Source organism: Paenarthrobacter sp. CCNWLY172 (assembly GCF_037402035.1).
Classification (GTDB): domain Bacteria; phylum Actinomycetota; class Actinomycetes; order Actinomycetales; family Micrococcaceae; genus Arthrobacter.
In genome coordinates, this window is record NZ_JBBEGB010000002.1 from 19,656 (window position 1) to 36,437 (window position 16,782).

14 protein-coding genes and 3 tRNA genes are annotated in these 16,782 nt (G+C 62.5%); 6 read left to right on the top strand and 11 right to left on the bottom strand.

Features of this window, described 5'->3' with window-relative positions; translation table 11 throughout:
- Positions 1 to 79 precede the first annotated feature (79 nt).
- Complete coding sequence (rpsB, locus tag WBN73_RS03005) at positions 80 to 967, bottom strand: 30S ribosomal protein S2 (protein ID WP_337339629.1); 888 nt, start codon at positions 965 to 967, stop codon at positions 80 to 82.
- Positions 968 to 1,374: 407 nt separating this feature from the next.
- Between rpsB and WBN73_RS03010 the strand changes: the two genes are divergently transcribed.
- Complete coding sequence (locus WBN73_RS03010; RefSeq protein ID WP_207596959.1) at positions 1,375 to 1,884, top strand: M23 family metallopeptidase; 510 nt, start codon at positions 1,375 to 1,377, stop codon at positions 1,882 to 1,884.
- A gap of 41 nt (positions 1,885 to 1,925) precedes the next feature.
- Here the strand turns inward: WBN73_RS03010 and WBN73_RS03015 are convergent, their stop codons facing one another.
- The 6 genes from WBN73_RS03015 to WBN73_RS03040 form a co-directional block, all read right to left on the bottom strand.
- Positions 1,926 to 3,116: an acyl-CoA dehydrogenase family protein gene (locus WBN73_RS03015; protein ID WP_337339628.1), complete on the bottom strand. Its 1,191-nt coding sequence runs from the start codon at positions 3,114 to 3,116 to the stop codon at positions 1,926 to 1,928.
- Between the two features lie 134 nt (positions 3,117 to 3,250).
- Positions 3,251 to 3,324: transfer RNA gene (locus WBN73_RS03020), tRNA-Ile, on the bottom strand.
- Positions 3,325 to 3,407: 83 nt separating this feature from the next.
- Entirely contained in the window at positions 3,408 to 4,604 is a 1,197-nt protein-coding gene (locus WBN73_RS03025; protein ID WP_207596957.1) for a glycosyltransferase, read from the bottom strand.
- Positions 4,605 to 4,713: 109 nt separating this feature from the next.
- A complete protein-coding gene (locus WBN73_RS03030) occupies positions 4,714 to 5,619 on the bottom strand; it encodes a DMT family transporter (protein ID WP_207596956.1) in 906 nt (301 codons plus the stop codon).
- On the bottom strand, positions 5,619 to 6,242 hold the full coding sequence (locus WBN73_RS03035) for a CDP-alcohol phosphatidyltransferase family protein (protein ID WP_207596955.1): 624 nt from the start codon (positions 6,240 to 6,242) through the stop codon (positions 5,619 to 5,621). The genes WBN73_RS03030 and WBN73_RS03035 overlap by 1 nt, the downstream gene beginning before the upstream one ends.
- A gap of 48 nt (positions 6,243 to 6,290) precedes the next feature.
- On the bottom strand, positions 6,291 to 7,139 hold the full coding sequence (locus tag WBN73_RS03040) for a phage holin family protein (RefSeq protein ID WP_337339627.1): 849 nt from the start codon (positions 7,137 to 7,139) through the stop codon (positions 6,291 to 6,293).
- Between the two features lie 175 nt (positions 7,140 to 7,314).
- On the opposite strand from WBN73_RS03040, the gene WBN73_RS03045 reads away from it, so the two are divergent.
- The 5 genes from WBN73_RS03045 to WBN73_RS03065 all read left to right on the top strand — a co-directional run bounded on the left by WBN73_RS03045 (position 7,315) and on the right by WBN73_RS03065 (position 13,129).
- Positions 7,315 to 8,544, top strand: coding sequence for a multidrug effflux MFS transporter (locus WBN73_RS03045; protein WP_280627616.1), 1,230 nt, complete (start codon positions 7,315 to 7,317; stop codon positions 8,542 to 8,544).
- A 23-nt stretch (positions 8,545 to 8,567) separates the two neighbouring features.
- Complete coding sequence (locus WBN73_RS03050; protein WP_207596952.1) at positions 8,568 to 8,747, top strand: glycine zipper domain-containing protein; 180 nt, start codon at positions 8,568 to 8,570, stop codon at positions 8,745 to 8,747.
- A 125-nt stretch (positions 8,748 to 8,872) separates the two neighbouring features.
- On the top strand, positions 8,873 to 11,371 hold the full coding sequence (locus WBN73_RS03055) for a phosphatidylglycerol lysyltransferase domain-containing protein (protein WP_337339626.1): 2,499 nt from the start codon (positions 8,873 to 8,875) through the stop codon (positions 11,369 to 11,371).
- Positions 11,372 to 11,393: 22 nt separating this feature from the next.
- Positions 11,394 to 12,677, top strand: a complete 1,284-nt coding sequence (locus tag WBN73_RS03060; RefSeq protein WP_337339625.1) for an alpha/beta hydrolase — start codon at positions 11,394 to 11,396, stop codon at positions 12,675 to 12,677.
- Positions 12,678 to 12,721: 44 nt separating this feature from the next.
- On the top strand, positions 12,722 to 13,129 hold the full coding sequence (locus WBN73_RS03065; protein ID WP_207596949.1) for a hypothetical protein: 408 nt from the start codon (positions 12,722 to 12,724) through the stop codon (positions 13,127 to 13,129).
- A gap of 48 nt (positions 13,130 to 13,177) precedes the next feature.
- Here WBN73_RS03065 and WBN73_RS03070 read toward each other — a convergent pair.
- From WBN73_RS03070 to WBN73_RS03085, 4 genes are all read right to left on the bottom strand, one after another.
- Positions 13,178 to 13,250 (bottom strand) — tRNA-Asn (locus WBN73_RS03070).
- A gap of 116 nt (positions 13,251 to 13,366) precedes the next feature.
- Positions 13,367 to 13,439: transfer RNA gene (locus WBN73_RS03075), tRNA-Asn, on the bottom strand.
- 53 nt (positions 13,440 to 13,492) lie between these two features.
- Positions 13,493 to 15,382 (bottom strand): DNA primase, encoded by a 1,890-nt coding sequence (dnaG, locus tag WBN73_RS03080; RefSeq protein WP_207596948.1) that lies wholly within the window; start codon positions 15,380 to 15,382, stop codon positions 13,493 to 13,495.
- 59 nt (positions 15,383 to 15,441) lie between these two features.
- Positions 15,442 to 16,758 carry a deoxyguanosinetriphosphate triphosphohydrolase gene (locus WBN73_RS03085; protein WP_280627613.1) on the bottom strand — a complete coding sequence of 439 codons (1,317 nt, stop codon included), beginning with the start codon at positions 16,756 to 16,758 and terminating at the stop codon, positions 15,442 to 15,444.
- Positions 16,759 to 16,782: the final 24 nt, after the last annotated feature.

The following is a 16,782-nucleotide window of genomic DNA, read 5'->3' on the forward strand; positions in this document are numbered from 1 at the left end:
AGGACGGCCGCCCACCATGTGAGCTGCCATCCTGTCAGTTGCCCCCGATGCTGTTTGCGGCATCAGGGAAGGTCCAGATTTACTTGGCTGCTTCGGCTTCGCCGGCTGCAGCTTCAGTTGCTTCGGGAGCTTCTGCTGCCGGAGCCTCGGCTGCCGGAGCCTCGGCTGCCGGAGCCTCGGCTGCCGCTGCTTCTTCGGCCTTGCTGCCTTCGAGGAGCTCGCGCTCCCATTCAGCCAGCGGCTCTTCCGGAGCCTCGGTGGTGCCGGTTGCGCGCTGGTTGCGGGCGATGAGGCCCTCAGCGACAGCGTCGGCAACAACGCGGGTCAGCAGGTTGACGGAGCGGATGGCGTCGTCGTTACCCGGGATCGGGAAGTCAACTTCGTCGGGATCGCAGTTGGTGTCCAGGATGGCAACAACCGGGATGTTCAGCTTCTTGGCTTCGTCAACAGCAAGGTGTTCCTTCTTGGTGTCAACAACCCACAGAACCGAGGGAGCCTTGGTCAGGTTGCGGATACCACCGAGGTTGGATTCCAGCTTGGTGAGTTCGCGCTTGAGGAGCAGGAGCTCCTTCTTGGTGTAAGCCGAGCCTGCGACGTCGTCGAAGTTGATCTCTTCGAGTTCCTTCATGCGCTGGATGCGCTTGGCGACGGTCTGGAAGTTGGTGAGCATACCGCCCAACCAACGCTGGTTGACGTACGGCTGGCCAACACGGGTAGCCTGCTCGGCAATTGCTTCCTGAGCCTGCTTCTTGGTGCCGACGAACAGGACGGTGCCGCCGTGGGCGACAGTAGCCTTGACGAACTCGTAGGCGCGGTCGATGTAGGACAGCGACTGCTGGAGGTCAATGATGTAGATGCCGTTGCGCTCCGTGAAGATGAAGCGCTTCATCTTCGGGTTCCAACGACGGGTCTGGTGTCCAAAGTGGACGCCGCTGTCAAGCAGCTGGCGCATAGTTACGACGGGCATGCCGACGCTCCTTCCGGCAGGTCATTCATGAGAGAGCCCATGGGACTGCTCTTACCCTGCCAATAGTTGACGGTTGTTTAGCCTTTGCCCGGATGGGCGCGGCTCCTGGCATCCATTGCACTTCTCATCCGGAGTGAAGCCAAAGGCTTGTCCGGACCGCAAGAGGCACAATCTTCCGCAGCCTGAAGCCACGTGGCTTCGCTGGTGGAGGGTTGGATACGCGTAGTCAGCCTGGGGCCCCCACATATCTGAATGAGACATGTTCCTGAACAAGCTTGAGGGCACAGCAAACTGCTCCACCAAGTGTACTACAGCGGCCCCACCTGTTTGACCGCGGCCGCAGCCCGTTGTCCACATACGAACGACCGGGGATCGACCCGCCGCGGGCTCCCCGGAAGGCTTGGTCCATGACCCTTACGAAGTCCTTGACGACCCTGCTGGCTGCCGTGGCGATGAGCGCGGGCGGACTTGGCGCATCCGGGCCGGCCGCACCGGATCCTGCCTCGGCCCGGTGGAGCTGGCCGCTCTCCCCCAAACCTGACGTGCTTCGGATCTTCGATCCTCCGGACAAACCGTGGCTGAGCGGCCATCGGGGCGTGGATGTCGGACCAGCGTCCGACGGCGGAAAGGTCACCGCGCCGTCGGACGGCATGGTGACCTTTGCCGGCGTAGTGGTGGATCGACCGGTACTGACCCTCGACCACGGCGATGGCCTCAAAAGCAGCTTCGAACCCGTGACCAGCGAACTCAAAGCCGGCGACGTTGTCCGTAAGGGCCAGGTCATAGGGATCGTGGAACCCGGACATTGCGGCCTCAGTCCGTGCCTGCATTGGGGTGTTCGCCGGGGCGGGGACTATCTCAACCCGCTGAGCTTTGTAGCGGACCTGCGCCCGTCCATCCTGCTCCCGCTTTCCTGAGCCCCCACCCCGCCGGGACAGCACCCTGGTCAGCGGACCATCTAGACGATGGCCGAAACGCCCGTAATGGCCCGGCCGGTGACCAGCGTGTTGATCTCGTGCGTGCCCTCGTAAGAGTAAATGGCCTCGGCATCGGAGAAGATCTTGGCCATCCCGTAGTCCGTGACGATCCCATTGCCACCCAGGATGCTGCGGCCCAGGGCGACGCTTTCGCGCATGCGTGCGGTGCTGAACGCCTTGGCCAAGGCTGACTGCTCATCCTTGGCGACTCCCGCGTCTTCGAGTTGGGCCAGACGGACCATCATGCCCATGGAAGCAACGGTGTTCCCGAGGATCTGGACCAACTGGTTCTGCACCAACTGGAACGCGGCCAGCGGCCGTCCGAACTGCTGACGCTCCACGGCGTAGCTCCGGGCGACGTCGAAAGCTGCCATCTGAAGCCCCACCGCCTGCCACGCGACAGCCAAACGCGTGACCTTGAGGACCTTGTTGGTGTCCCGGAAGCTGTTGCCGTTGGCAAGTTTGAAGAAGTCCGGCACCACAACGTTATCCAGAACGATGTCCGCGTTCTGGACCGTACGAAGGGAGATCTTGTTCTCGATCTTGGTCGCAGAGAAGCCTGGCAGCGTGGTGTCCACCAAAAACGCCTTTACCTGGTTGTCGGCGACGTCCTTGGCATAGATCACTACCCAGTCGGAGAAAGTAGCGTTGCCGATCCACCGCTTGGCACCGTTGAGGATCCAGGTGTCGCCGTCGCGCTTTGCCGTGGTCCTGGTGCCGCCGGCAACATCGGAGCCACCCAACGGTTCAGTGAGGCCGAAAGCTCCGATCTTCTTGAGCGAATAGATATCCGGAAGCCAGGCATCCTTCTGCTCCTGGGAAGCGAGGGCTTCGATGGAGCCGGTGAACAAGCCGTCGTGGACACCCATGAAGGTAGCAATGGAAGCATCCGCCCGGGTCACCTCGGCATGGAGCATTCCGGCGAACAGATTGGAGTACCCCTGACGGCGGACAGGGCTGACAAGGTCCAGTTCGCCGAGCTTGGGAATGAGGTCCATGGGGAACTCCCCACGGTTCCAGCAATCCACGGCAATGGGCTTGACCTCACGGGCCAGGAATTCGCGGACCTCGGCCAGGCGGTCCTGCTCTTTGCCTGTCAGCATCTGCTCAAAGGCATAGAAGTCGCCGTCGGCATAAGGAAGGTTGGTGGCGTCGAATGCAGCGTTGGACATGTTCGCTCCTTCAAGGGTGGTCACCTGCGACCAAGACTAAGTTACTGATGAGTAACTTACCGCAACCAAGGGGGAACGCAAAAGAGCTGTGGCCGACAATCATGGATTGTCGGCCACAGCTCCTGCGTCAAATGTAGGGCTACTCGGACTTGAACCGAGGACCTTAGGATTATGAGTCCCGCGCTCTAACCAGCTGAGCTATAGCCCCGTGAAGCCCGGAAAACCCCCGCAAAGCGGCAGTTCCGGGCAAAGCACTCCAGCAATTCTAATAGGTGCCGGGGAGTGCTTTTGTCACACCACCTTGTCCTCGTAGGAAGCCCCACGGTAGAGGTCCTCGAACGTCTGGAGCGTGCCGTTGATACTGTGGGGCTCCACCATCTCGCGGCTCAACTTGCCCATGGCTTCCAGCTCATGCTTGGGAAGCTCCACCAGCTTGGTGATTTTGGCTGCCAGTTCATCGCTGTTGTTCGGCGTGAAGAGATAGCCGTTCTCACCATCACGGACCAGATGCGGCAAGGCCATGGCATTGGCCAACAGCACCGGAGTGGAAGCAGACATGGCTTCCAGGGTCACCAGTGACTGGAGCTCGGCCGTTCCGGGCATGCAGAAAATGTCGGCCTTGATGTAGGCCTCGCGCAAATCTTCGTCGCTGGCGAGTCCCAGGAACCTGACCCTGTCCCCCAGCCCCAGCTTCGCTACCTGCGCCTCAAGTGCGGGACGGACTTCGCCGCCCCCCACAATCTCCAGGTGGACATTCAACGCCGGGGACGTCTTGGCCACGGCATCGATCAGGACGTTCACATGCTTTTCTTCGGCAAGACGTCCGGCAAACAGCACCGTAGGGTGGGCGTGCGGCTCGATGGTCTCACCAGGCTGGAGTTCGTAAGCCGAGGAGTCAATGCCGTTGGAGAGCGGCAGGACCTTACGCAGGAACGCGTGTTGGTGCATGGCCTTGGCAGCGAGGGGCGTAGGCGTGGTGACCACATCGGCCTGGCTCATCACCTTGCCCATGTCCTTCCAGGAGATGCGGCCAACGATGTCCTTGAACCACTGGGGGAACGGCAGGAAGGGATTCAGGTTTTCCGGCATGAAGTGGTTGGTGGCAATAACACGGATGCCACGCTTAACGGCCTCGTACAGAACGTGCTCGCCAATCATGTAATGGCTTTGGATGTGGACGACGTCCGGCTGGACTTTGTCGAACAGCAGGCTGATTTCCTTCTTGATCTCCCACGGGAAGCAAATGCGGAAGTACTCATGGGTAAAAACGCCATGGGAACGGAGCCGGTGAACAGTGGCTTCGTCGCGGAACTCCGTGAAGCTCTTGCCCGTGTCCGGACGGCAGGCCAACACGTGGACGTTGTGTCCTCGTGCCGTCATTCCCTTGGCCAGGCGGTAGCCAAACTGCGCGGCACCGTTGACATGCGGCGGGTAAGTGTCCGCAGCAATCAGAAGAGTGAGGGGCTTGTTGGTGTCGGGAATGGTCACGTGGAGAACTCCTGATGTTCACGGTGCGGACAGCACTGCTTGTGGCAATACTGCGGTGTCGCCGGGTTGCCGGTCCGCGTGCAGCGGCGGCGCAAGGTACAGCTATGCCCTAGGCCTTCTTGGCGGCAGCCGCCTTTGCGTCCTTCTTGCGTTTGGTGACTTCCGGATGGTGCCGGCTCAGGGCAATAACTCCCACGATAGCAAGCGTTGCGGCCACAGCCATGGCGATAGCCATCACGGCGTGGACATCGGGACGAAGCTCACCGAGGATCACGATGCCGATGGCGATGCCCACCATCGGGTCAATAACGGTCAGACCGGCGATGACGAGGTCCGGTGGGCCGCCGGAGTAGGCACTTTGCACGAACCAGGATCCCAATCCCCCGGCGGCCACGATGGCTATGAGGGTGTACCACTGGACGTTGAGCAGGAACAACCCGTTGGGATCCAGCAGGTGCTTGCCGATGATGCGGGTCAGGACGGCAACAAAGCCGAACAGGACACCAGCACCCAGGATGTAGACGAAGGCACTCATGCGGTGTTTGAACAGCACGGCCAAAGTTCCGAAGATTCCCACGGCCAGAGCGAGAAGGAGAACAATGGTCAGCTCGTCCTCGCTGGTGACATGATGGTTCTCCTGCGTGACGAAGACGGCCAGCAACACGAACAATGCCGAGCCCGTGACACATGCGCTGATGGCCACCACAGTTGCACGGTTAATGCTTAGACCCTGGTCCTTGGCATTGACCACCGTGGTGATCACCAGCGCAATGGCACCAATGGGCTGCACCACGGTGAGCGGTGCAGAAACCAGGGCGATGGCGTTCATCCCCATTCCGAGGGTAAGGAACAGCAGCCCGAGCATCCAGCGGGGATTCCGCAGCAGCCTCAGGAAACCGTTGGAGCTCAGCGCCAGGCCACCGGTGTCGGCTTTGACTGCGCTGCCCTGCCGTTGGGCGCCTATGGCGAGGAAGAAGGCACCAAGGACCGCAAGGAAAACCGCCAACCAGACCATCAGCCGTGTCCGCCGTCGTCGTTTTTCAGTTCTTTTCCCTTACGCAAGATGGCCCAGAAATAGTTGTAGGCCGCAATCCAGTGTCCCAGCAGCCCGAAGCCCAGGAACGTCCAGGCGGCAACGAAGTAGACCTCAGTGAACGGGATGGGCAATTTGGAGAGGACAAGCAACGGAGTGCCGAGCAGCAACAGCGCTGTGCGGATTTTCCCAATGACGCTCACTGGAAGGTCCGGGTGGCTGCGGAAGTAGATCAATGAAGCAATGGCCAGGATGGCGTCCGGAACCAGCAGCGCGGCCAGGTACCACCACTGCACGACGCCGGCAATCGCCAACGTGAAGGCAACGGCCAGCAGCGCGGCCCGATCGGCCATGGGATCCAGGATGCGGCCCAGCTTGGAGGTCTGGTCGAACCGCCTGGCGATGTAGCCATCAACCCAGTCGGTGCTGCCCATGATCACAAGTACCAAGACCGCGAAGCCGTACTCCTGCTCCGACAAAACGAGCCACACGAACAGCGGGACCCCCATGAAGCGGAGGACCGTGAGGATGTTGGGGACAGTGAAGATGAGGTCGTGGTCAACCTGCGGCCGGTCAGGGTTCGAACCAGCACCGATCAATTTCACCTGTGTCCCCCTTCCTCGTTGTCAATGTTTGGCGCTGCGGATTTCTGCCTACTTTTTCAGCAGCTTCCGCAGGGCAACAACGAAGACCACGGCAGCAGTGGCAAAAGCGGCCAGGTCCTTCCACCGGGCGGCGAGCCGTTCGGTGAGGCTTGCGGGGACGGCGTCTCCGAGGTCGGCAAACTTCGCCGCAGCGAACTCCCTGCCCTCTTGGAACTTTCCGCCGGCACTGTTCAGCAGGGCCTGCCCCTGCTTCTTGACGTCCAACTGCTCGCCGAGCTCGTCGCGGACCCCCGTCAGGTGTTCGCGGCGCTTCTTCAGGCGCGAGCGAAGCTCCGCTTCCGTGGGTGCCTTGACGGCGTCCGCTTCCTTGGCGGCTTCCTTCGCAGCCTTCTCTGCCTTGGCCTTCTCCGCTGCTGCTTCCTTCTCGGCCTTGGCCGCCTTGGCAGCGGGCGAGTTGGGATCGAGGATGGACTCATCGAAGGCAGAGCCCTCTTTGGCAATTCCAAGATCGTGCTTGATGCCCCGGATGGTGTCCTCGGGCACCAGGGGCATGGCCTTCTTGAACTTGGCGATTCCAATCAGGGATGCAATGGCCACGATCACCAAGAAGAACGCTGCGACGATCAGCGCCGCGAGCCATCCCGGCATGATGGTTGCCAGCCCCAGAATGGCGGCAACAACGAGGGCGATCACCAACAGCGCAAGGAAGGCAAGGGCCACGCCAAAGAAGGCGCCGGCTATTCCAACCTGGGTGGCCTTGCGTTTGAGTTCCACCTTGGCCAAGGCAATTTCGTCGTTGATTTGCCGTGGGGCCAACCGTGCAACGAGCTTGAGGGTCTTCGGCAAAGTACGAATGGCAGGTCCTTGACTGGTCCGGCCGGTGTGACGTCCACTCATGGGTTCCGCCTAACTGCTTTCCTCTGGGCATCGTGTTGGGGCGAACGCGGACTGAAATCTCTCACCGCGGACACCTGTTCTCAAAGCTATCATTCAGGTTCCTGCTGAACTTTCGGGGCCACACTGCGGCGCGCCCGTCATACGCCCAATAAATATGATCCGGGCCATAGGATAGATGATCGTGACCTCTCCCATTGCTCCGGGCGACTCCCTGAGCCGACGCGAAAAACTTGTCTACATTCTCCTGCTGGGTGCACTGACTGCGCTGGGTCCCTTCACGATCGACCTTTACCTCCCGGCGTTCCCGGCGCTGGAGGAGAGTTTCGACGTTTCGGCTGCGGCCATCCAGCTCACCCTGACGGGAACCACCGTAGGCTTCGGGCTTGGCCAACTGGTGGTGGGTCCCTTCAGCGACAAAGTGGGGCGCCGGCTTCCGCTGATCCTGGCCACCGCCCTCCACATCGGTTCCTCGTTCGGTGCAGCGCTGGCAACAGACATCGGGATGCTGTCGCTGTTCCGCGTCCTCATGGGCATCGGCGCCGCAGGCGGCGGTGTAGTGGCCATGGCCATGGTCAGGGACCTCTTCCACGGCTATTCCATGGTCCGCATGTTTTCGAGGATGTCACTGGTCAACGGCCTGGCTCCCATCCTTGCCCCCGTTATCGGATCCCAGTTGCTGTTGGTCTTCCCGTGGCCCGGTATTTTCTACTTCCTGGCCGCCTACGGGCTGCTGGTGATCCTTGCCTCCATCTTCTTCATCCGGGAGACGCTGCCCGCAGCCCAGCGCGGCAAATCCACCATCACTGTGGGACAGCGCTACAAATCGGTCCTTACGGACCGGATCTTTGTGGGCATGGTGCTGGTGGGAAGCCTGAACTTCGGTGGTTTGTTCGCTTACCTTTCCGCGTCCACTTTCCTGTTCCAGGACATCTACGGATTCTCGCCGCAGCAATACGGGCTCCTGTTCGGCATCAATTCGCTGGGCATTGTTGCGGGTGTACAGATCAGTTCACGCTTGATCAGGCGGGTTGCCCCGCAGTGGATTGTTGCCGGGGCAACATTGTTCATGCTCTTCGCTGCCCTTCTCATCGTGGTGCTTGACCTTTTGCACGCCGGCCTCTGGGGCATCCTCATTCCGTTGTGGTTCTATATCTGTGCCACCGGGTTCATGTTCCCCTGCGTCCAGGTCCTGTCACTCGCCAATCACGGCGCCCAGGCAGGCACCGCAGCGTCCCTCCTCGGGGCATCACAGTTCATGATGGCCGGGATTGTCCCGCCGGTAGTGGGTTGGCTGGGCGTCAGTTCCGCTGTTCCCATGGGCTCCGTCATGGCTGTGTGCATCACGGGGGCCATCGCCGCACTCTGGATTGTGGTCCGGCCCCGCACCGTGCCCTCCATCCATTAGGAAACCACCCGTAGGCTGACACCATGACCAGGAAACCGCACCGCAACGGCAGGGGCCTCTTCCTCGGCGCCCTGCTTGGCGCCACTGCCGGCGCGCTCATCGGCCGTGCCGCAGGAAGTGCCCTGTTCGGTGCGATTCTCGGTGCCGTGATTGGCGCCGCCATCCTTTACCGGGTGAACCCCGGCCCCTGGAAACGGGACTAAGCCCACCGAACCAAACGCGGCCCGCCGCCGTCGGGACTGTCCAACCTCTCCCCTTACAGCGTCCCGCAAGGCAGAATGGTGGCCAGCCGGGCTAACCGGTGCCGGACCGGTGAAGGGGACATCACATGAGCGCGGCTGGTGGATTGCGGGGCGGTATCCGCGGCATGGCCACGGTGCGCCGGCTGCCCCTGGCACTGGGCCTGGCAGTACTGCTGTGGATCCTGGGGGCTGCGACAGGGAGCCTGTTGAATGGGCCCAGCGAGGCGTTGCTGGACCAAGTAGGTCTGGGATTGGCCGTGGAGCCAGGGCCATGGTGGTCGATTTTCACGTCGGCGTTCTTTGCTTCTTCCCTCTTGGACTACCTTGCCTGCACGGCCGCGATCCTGGTGGGCGTGGGAATCGCCGAGCGGGTCATGGGCCCGTGGCTCGCCCTCGTTGCCTTCATTGCGGGCTCAGCCCTCAGTGCCCTGGTTCTGGTGGCGCTGGTTGCTTTCGGGACCGACGCCAGCGACCAGTGGCTGAGTTTCCTGGGCGGCGAATACGTTGTGGGAGCCTACGGCGGCGCTGCCGCCACTTTGGGATGCGCGACGGCGGCACTTGACGCGCTGTGGCGACGGAGACTGCGGACGTGGTTGCTGGCCGCCACGCTGATGTTCGCCCTGTTCGTCGGCGTCGCCCAAACACTCCAGGCACTGGCTGGAGCGGTAATCGGCATACTGGCCGGCTGGGCCGTCCAGTCGCTGGTCCTCCGGCGCCGGGCAGGATCATTGCATTCCTCATCTCTCCGCGAGACGCGCTTCCTGGTGGGCACGGTGGTGGGTGTCTTCGCAGTAGGACCTTTGCTCACACAACTCACCGGCACGTGGGAAATCGGGCCACTCTCGGTCGTTTCCGAGGTGATGCTCCAGGCCAGTCCCGACGCCGACGAAGTCAAGGAAGCCTGTAACAACGACACCAACTGCGTCACGCTGCAAAGCATCGTGGGTGTTCAGAGCTTCGGCGCAGCCATTCTGACGCTGATTCCGGTCCTCCTGCTGCTGGTTTGCGCCGAGGGTCTCCGCCGTGGCCGCCGGCTCGCCTACCGCCTGACACTCGTGATCCAGGCGTACCTGGCAGCGGTGACGGTCCTGTCGATCATCCAGTACATCACTGATCCCGACGTCGCCCTGGGCGATGACGATTTCGGCTACCTCCTGCTTTATGCAGTCCCGGCGGTCCTCGCACCGGTGATCATCGTGGCCTTGCTGTTGGCCAACCGCCACAAGTTCCGGGTGGAGTCCAGCGACGCCGGATACAGGGTCCTGGGCAGGACCTCCCTGATCCTGGCCGTCGCCGCGATTGTTCTCTATGTGGCGTTCTGGTTTGTCGAAGGCAACCCGGGACGTTCCACGCTGTGGGACCTTGCGGGGCAGCTGACCCACATCCTGGTTCCTTTCCCTGTCCCCTTTGTGGTGGCCCTCCCCCAAGGCCTGTTGAGCACGGTGGTGTACGGGCTTGGCGGGGACATCATCTGGCTTTGCATCCTGGTACTGGTCCTGAACAACTTCCGACGGTTCAGGATGCTGGCCACCGATCCGGCCGCAGACCTCGGCCACACCCGCGAGTTGCTCCATGATGGTGGCGGCACCCTGTCCTGGATGGCGTTGTGGGACAACAACCAGTACTGGTTCACGCCGGACCGGAAGGCCGGCGTCGCCTATCAGGTGCACAACGGCGTGGCGTTGACGGTTGCGGGCCCCTTCGGGGCTGAAGAGCACCACGCGGATGCAGCCACAGGGTTCCTGAAGCACTGCGCCGGCCTGGGACTCATCCCATGCTTTTATTCGGCCACCGAAGAGCTCGACGCCCCTCTCGAACCACGGGGATTCCGCAAGCTGGAAGTGGCGGAAGAAACCCTTTTGAACGTCCAGGCCATGACCTTCAAGGGCAAGGAATGGCAGAACGTGCGCACCGCCCTGAACCGAGCAGAGAAGTTGTCCATCAAGGACCACTGGTATCCCTACCAGGGGATGCCGCCGGGAGTCAGGGCCCAACTTGCAGAGATCTCCGAGGAGTGGGTCGCGGACAAAGCCCTGCCGGAAATGGGATTCACCCTGGGAGGCCTCAATGAGCTGAAAGATCCCGAAGTCCTCTGTTGCGTGGCCGTGGACGATGAGGGCTTGGTCCATGGAGTCACGAGTTGGTTGCCCGTGTTCCGCAACGGCGTCATCTCGGGATGGACTTTGGATTTCATGCGAAGACGCACCACCGGGTTCAAGGGCGTCATGGAATTCCTGATCGCCTCGGCCGTGACCCATTTCAAGGAAGAAGTCCCGCAAATCTCGCTGTCCGGCTCGCCCTTGGCCAACGCCGGGGCTGACGGCGCCGAAGGGGACCGAAGCTCCCTGGACCGCGTCCTGGCGCTGCTCGGCAATGCCCTGGAGCCGATGTACGGATTCAAGTCCCTGGCAGCCTTCAAGTCACGGTTCCAGCCCGAGCACCGCACCCTGTACATGTACTACCAGGACCCCTTGGCCTTGCCATCCATTGGTATCGCTGTTAGTTCCGCCTATCTGCCGGGTCTCTCCCCCGCGCAGAGCGCCGGCCTCCTGCGGCAAATGGTCGCCAGGGAGCCCGCAGCATGAGGGGCAGGCGGTGTTCCCAGCCATGGACGACCTCCTGAAACTTGAGATCAGCGGCCCTGTAGTCATGACCATTGCCGGGGCGATCGGCGTCGTGTTCTTTCTGGTGCTTTTCCTCAGGCCGTCAGCCCGGTGGGCGCTGACCGCGATCATTGCCATTGTTTCCGCTGCCCTGCTGGGGTGGCTGACGGTGTGGATCATCGAGGACGTCATGGACGTCTTCCATGTTGGCCTGACTCCCCGCGTATGGTTCTGGGCCATCTCCTGCTTCGCCGCGCTGGGACTGTCGGTGGTCAGCTTCCGCCACAGCCGTGCTTGGCGGAAAGTGGTGGCTGCAGTCTCCATCCCCGTTTTTGTCCTCGTCGCGGGGCTGGGCATCAACACCGAGTTCGGGCTGAACAAGACCTTGGGCTCGGCCCTGGGGATTTCCACCGAAGGCGCCATCCAGTTGAACAAGCCCAACCCGGACGCGTCCATACCGGCAGGACCACTGTGGCAAAGCTGGAAACCCCCGGCCACCATGCCATCCAAGGGCAAGGTGGGCACCCAGGTGATACCGGCGACGGCCTCCGGATTTGAGGCCAGGCCCGCCGGCATTTACCTGCCTCCCGCGGCCCTGACGGACAATCCTCCCCGGCTTCCCCTGTTCGTCCTCATGATGGGCCAACCAGGCCTACCCGACCCCCAGTACGTCTCGGCGGCACTGGATGACTTCGCGGCGAAGAACAACGGCCTGGCGCCGATTGCGATCGTGGCTGACCAGATCGGCCCGGATGAGAACGACACCCTCTGTTTGGACACCACCAAGTACGGCAACGTAGAGAAGTACATCAATGAGGACGTAGTGAACTGGGCCAAAGCCAACCTCACCATCCTCCCGGACCGGGAGCATTGGACCATCGCCGGTTACTCCAACGGCGGCCAGTGCGCCATCTCCTTCGCCGTTAAGTACCCGAAAATGTGGGGCAACGTGGTGGACATCTCCGGCGAAGAGTTCCCGGGAGCCGAGGACCCCGCAGGCAACCTCGCAACCATCTTCGGCGGCAACCAGGCCGACTACGACGCCCAGAAGCCCATCAACATCATGAAGGGCAAGCAGTTCCCTGATACGACAGCCGTCTTCACTGTCGGATCCGACGACGTGACGTATGTAGCCGCGGCGAAAGCTGTCTCCGCCGCTGCACAGGCGGCGGGCATGACGGTGACCTATTACGAGGTCCCCAACGGCGGCCACGTGGGACTGGCCCTCAATGCGGGCCTGGCCAAAGGCTTCGAGGTGCTGTATCCCCGGCTGGGGCTCTCCCGCTAGGGCTCCCCCTGTTGCAGGCCCCGAACCGGCGATAAAGTTGGGGTGTGCCACATGGGCAAGAGCTGCAGCCGCTTCCGGCACCGTGGCAGCGTCGGGATGAACGCATCCTGCCGCTGTGGTGGGACCGTCTGTGCTCGGTGACCAGCCCGCAGTCGGCCGCCCTTTACGCCGCAGGCCTCTTCACGGACGACCGCCGCCGGCCCATCGCCCAGTGGTACAACCCCCAGGCCGACGCCGCCCTGCTGGTTGCGCCGGAGACTTCCCCTGAGTGGCCGGTCCAGCGATTCGGAATCTTCTATGCCCCGCCCGGTGGCGGATTCACGCGCGTCTATTCAGCCCCGCACGAGTGGCATCCGCGCGAACCCAGGACCCCGCCCACTGAGCAGGATTCGTTCCTTGCAGCTGTTGCCGAGGCCGCCCGGTTCCTGCAAGTGGAGATGGATTTCGTCTAGGAAAAGACGAACCCCGCACCGGCGTGACGCCGATGCGGGGTTCTTATGCTCCTCCGACTGGACTTGAACCAGTAACCCTTCGATTAACAGTCGAATGCTCTGCCAATTGAGCTACGGAGGAATGAAGCGGTTATGACTTTAGCAAAGGTTCTACCGGAATGCGAAATCGACTCCGGATACCCCTGAGGGGTATAAAAATACCCCCGCTCCGAAAGCTCGGAACGGGGGTATTGTGCGCTCCTCCGACTGGACTTGAACCAGTAACCCTTCGATTAACAGTCGAATGCTCTGCCAATTGAGCTACGGAGGAATGAAGCGGTTACTAGCTTAACAGGGGCCCGCCGGAAAACGAAATCGAGGTTCTCACCCGTCCGATCGCAAGGATCGGCGCTCCATTTCCAACACCATCAACTCACGGTTCAGCCGCTGGAATTCTTCCGGATTGGCTCCCGCATCCAGGCGTTGGAGCTGGCCCATCTTGTCTGCCTTGATACGGGTGATCTGCAGCTCGAAGAGGCGGGCCAGGATATCGCGGCAGTACCGCTGCATGGCCTCCGGTGTACTGGCGGGCAAGGGTGTCACTGCCAACTCGGACACCAAGGGCCGCAAAGGCTCGGGAACTTCCTGGCGGACCTGCTCCACCCACGCCACCGGATCAGCCGAATGGGCAAGTCCGGCAGCCCGCACGGCCGTGTGGACCGCCGCATACGCAGGGGTGGCGAAGTGCGAGGCCTCGAAACGCTCCCAGGCTCCCCCGCCCAACACCCCCGGCTCCTGGAGGACAACTTCCAGTGCCTGGCGTTCCATACCCGCAATGGGGTCCCTGGGATCGGGCCGTTGGAAGACAGGACTGCCCGACGGCGGGGCTGCAGCGGCCGATTGCCCGCCCGGACCGGCCGGAGCTGACGCATTGCCACCGGATGCGGCACGCTTGGCGGCCGCCCCAACGTAGCTGCTGACTTCCTCGATAGGCATACCCAGCCAGCCGGCCAGGTTGCGCGTGTAGCCGGGCCTCGTGGCGGAGTCCCTGATTTGCGCCACCACGGGGGCGGCCTCGCGCAGTGCCGCCACACGGCCTTCCACCGTGTCCAGGTTGTGCCGGCGAAGCGTGGCCCGGATGGCGAACTCAAAGAGGGGCTTGCGGGTACCGATGAGGTCGCGCACCGCGGCGTCGCCCTTGAGCTGGCGAAGATCGCAAGGATCCGCGCCGGAGGGCTCCACGGCGACGTACGTCTGGGCAGTGAAGCGCTGGTCTTCCTCGAAGGCCCTCAGGGCGGCTTTCTGTCCTGCGGCGTCGCCGTCGAAGGTGAAGATGACCTCACCGCCGCTGCCGTCGTCCGAAAGCAGCCGCCGGGCCACCTTGATGTGTTCGGTGCCGAAGGCAGTACCGCAGGTGGCCACCGCCGTCGTGACTCCTGCCAGATGGCAGGCCATGACGTCCGTGTATCCTTCCACCACCACCAGTTGCCGTTCCTTGGCGATGTTCCGCTTGGCGATGTCGATCCCGTAGAGGACCTGTGACTTTTTGTAGAGCGTGGTCTCCGGAGTGTTCAGGTACTTGGGGCCTTGATCGTCCTCGTAGAGCTTGCGGGCGCCGAATCCGATCGTGTCCCCGGCGATGTCGCGGATGGGCCAGATGAGCCTCCCCCGGAAGCGGTCATAGATGCCCCGGTTTCCTTCGGAGAACATCCCGGTGAGTTTCAACTCAGCATCCGTGAACCCGCGCCCGCGGAGGTGCTTGAGCAACGAGTCCCAGCCCTGGGGGGCATAGCCCACGCCAAAATGCTCGGCAGCGGCGCGGTCGAAGCCGCGTCCATCGAGGAAGTTGCGCCCTTCGGCCGCGCCGGGGGTCAGCAGCTGGGCGCGGAAGAACTCGTCGGCGATCTTGTGGGCGTCCAGCAGGCGCTGGCGCTTTCCCACTTCCTCGCGGCTGGGCCCGGTGCCGCCGTCCTCGTAACGCAGCTCGTAGCCGATCCTGGCGGCCAGCTTCTCAACAGCTTCGTGGAAGGAGCTGTGGTCCATCTTCTGGACGAAGGAGATGGCATCCCCGTCCTCCCCGCAGCCGAAGCAGTGGTACCTGCCCACTTGCGGGCGAACAGTGAAGGAGGGCGAGCGTTCGTCGTGGAAGGGGCACAAGCCCTTGAAGCTGCCCAGCCCGGCGCCCTTGAGGGTGACGTAACCGTCAACGACTTCCTTGATATCCGTGCGCTGGCGTACTTCGTCGATATCTTCACGTTTGATCAGGCCAGCCACGTCACCATCCTAGTCGCTTGCCCCCAATGACCCCGCCGTTAACGTCAGCGGCTCCGGAGTTACCAGAGGGACGGAAGACTGCCCACGAGGCGTTCGTACACGGCCAGCGCGGAGACATCCGTCAGCGAAGCGACCTGGTCAATCACTACGCGCAACCGGGCACCGTCGTCGGCGGCGTCACGCCAGTCCGCGGCGAACATTGGCTCCAGATGGCGGTCGCCGGAGGCGTTCAAAACACCCACGAGCGCGTGCAGCACTTCGCGCTGGCGTTCGTAAACGGGCTGGCGGTGGTCGGTGGAGATGACAAACGTGGTGGCCAGACCCTTGAGCACCGCGATTTCGGTAACGGTGTCCTCAGGAACCATGAGCTCTGCGTCATAGCGGGTCAGGTTGGCCGGGCCAAAGTGCGCCCGCGTGGTTTCCATGGCGCTTTGGCAGAACCGGCCGATCAACTGGCTGGTCATATCCTTCAGGGCAGCCATCGATTTACGGCTGCCATCCGCCTCGCGGACCCAGACCTTGGTGGCTTCCAGCCGGGCCAGGGCGGCGTCGATTTCGGCGGGGTCGTTGTGCGGCAGGTACCACTGTTTGGTGTAACCCACCACGCGCGCCCGATGGTCCGGGTTGTCCATCCATTTGAGCTGGAAATGACCCGCTACGATCGCATCCTCGACGTCGTGGACCGAGTAGGAAATGTCGTCCGCCAGATCCATCACCTGGGCCTCGATGCAGGAGCGGTTCCCGGGGGCACCCTCGCGCAGCCATTCAAAGACCGGAAGATCGTCCTCGTAGGCGCCGAACTTGCTGGTGCGGTGGCCATGGATGACGGGAGCGTCGACGGCGGACCACGGGTATTTGGACGCAGCATCGAGACTGGCGCGGGTCAGGTTGAGCCCTGCCGGCCGTCCGTCCTCGGCGAGCACTTTGGGTTCGAGCCGGGTCAGCAGGCGCAGTGTTTGGGCGTTGCCTTCGAATCCACCAATGGTGTGCGCCACTTCATTCAGCGCGGACTCGCCGTTGTGGCCGAAGGGCGGGTGGCCGAGGTCGTGGCTCAGGCATGCGGTGTCCACCACGTCCGGATCGCAGCCAAGGGAACGTCCCAGTTCACGGCCCACCTGGGCCACTTCCAGGCTGTGGGTCAGCCTGGTCCGGACAAAGTCATCAGTGTCCGGGGCAACAACCTGTGTTTTTGCACCGAGCCTGCGCAGGGCCGAAGAGTGCAGGACCCTGGCGCGGTCCCGTTCAAAATCGGAGCGATAGTTGCTCTTGCGCGGCTCTTCAACCCACCGCGCGGAATCTGCCTCGGCGTAACCGGGGATGGCCAGCACAAAATCGTGGGCCGTCCCGTCGTGGCCAAGTATCGCTTCGGTTCCCATGGGTATCTGCCTCCTTCAAGCGCC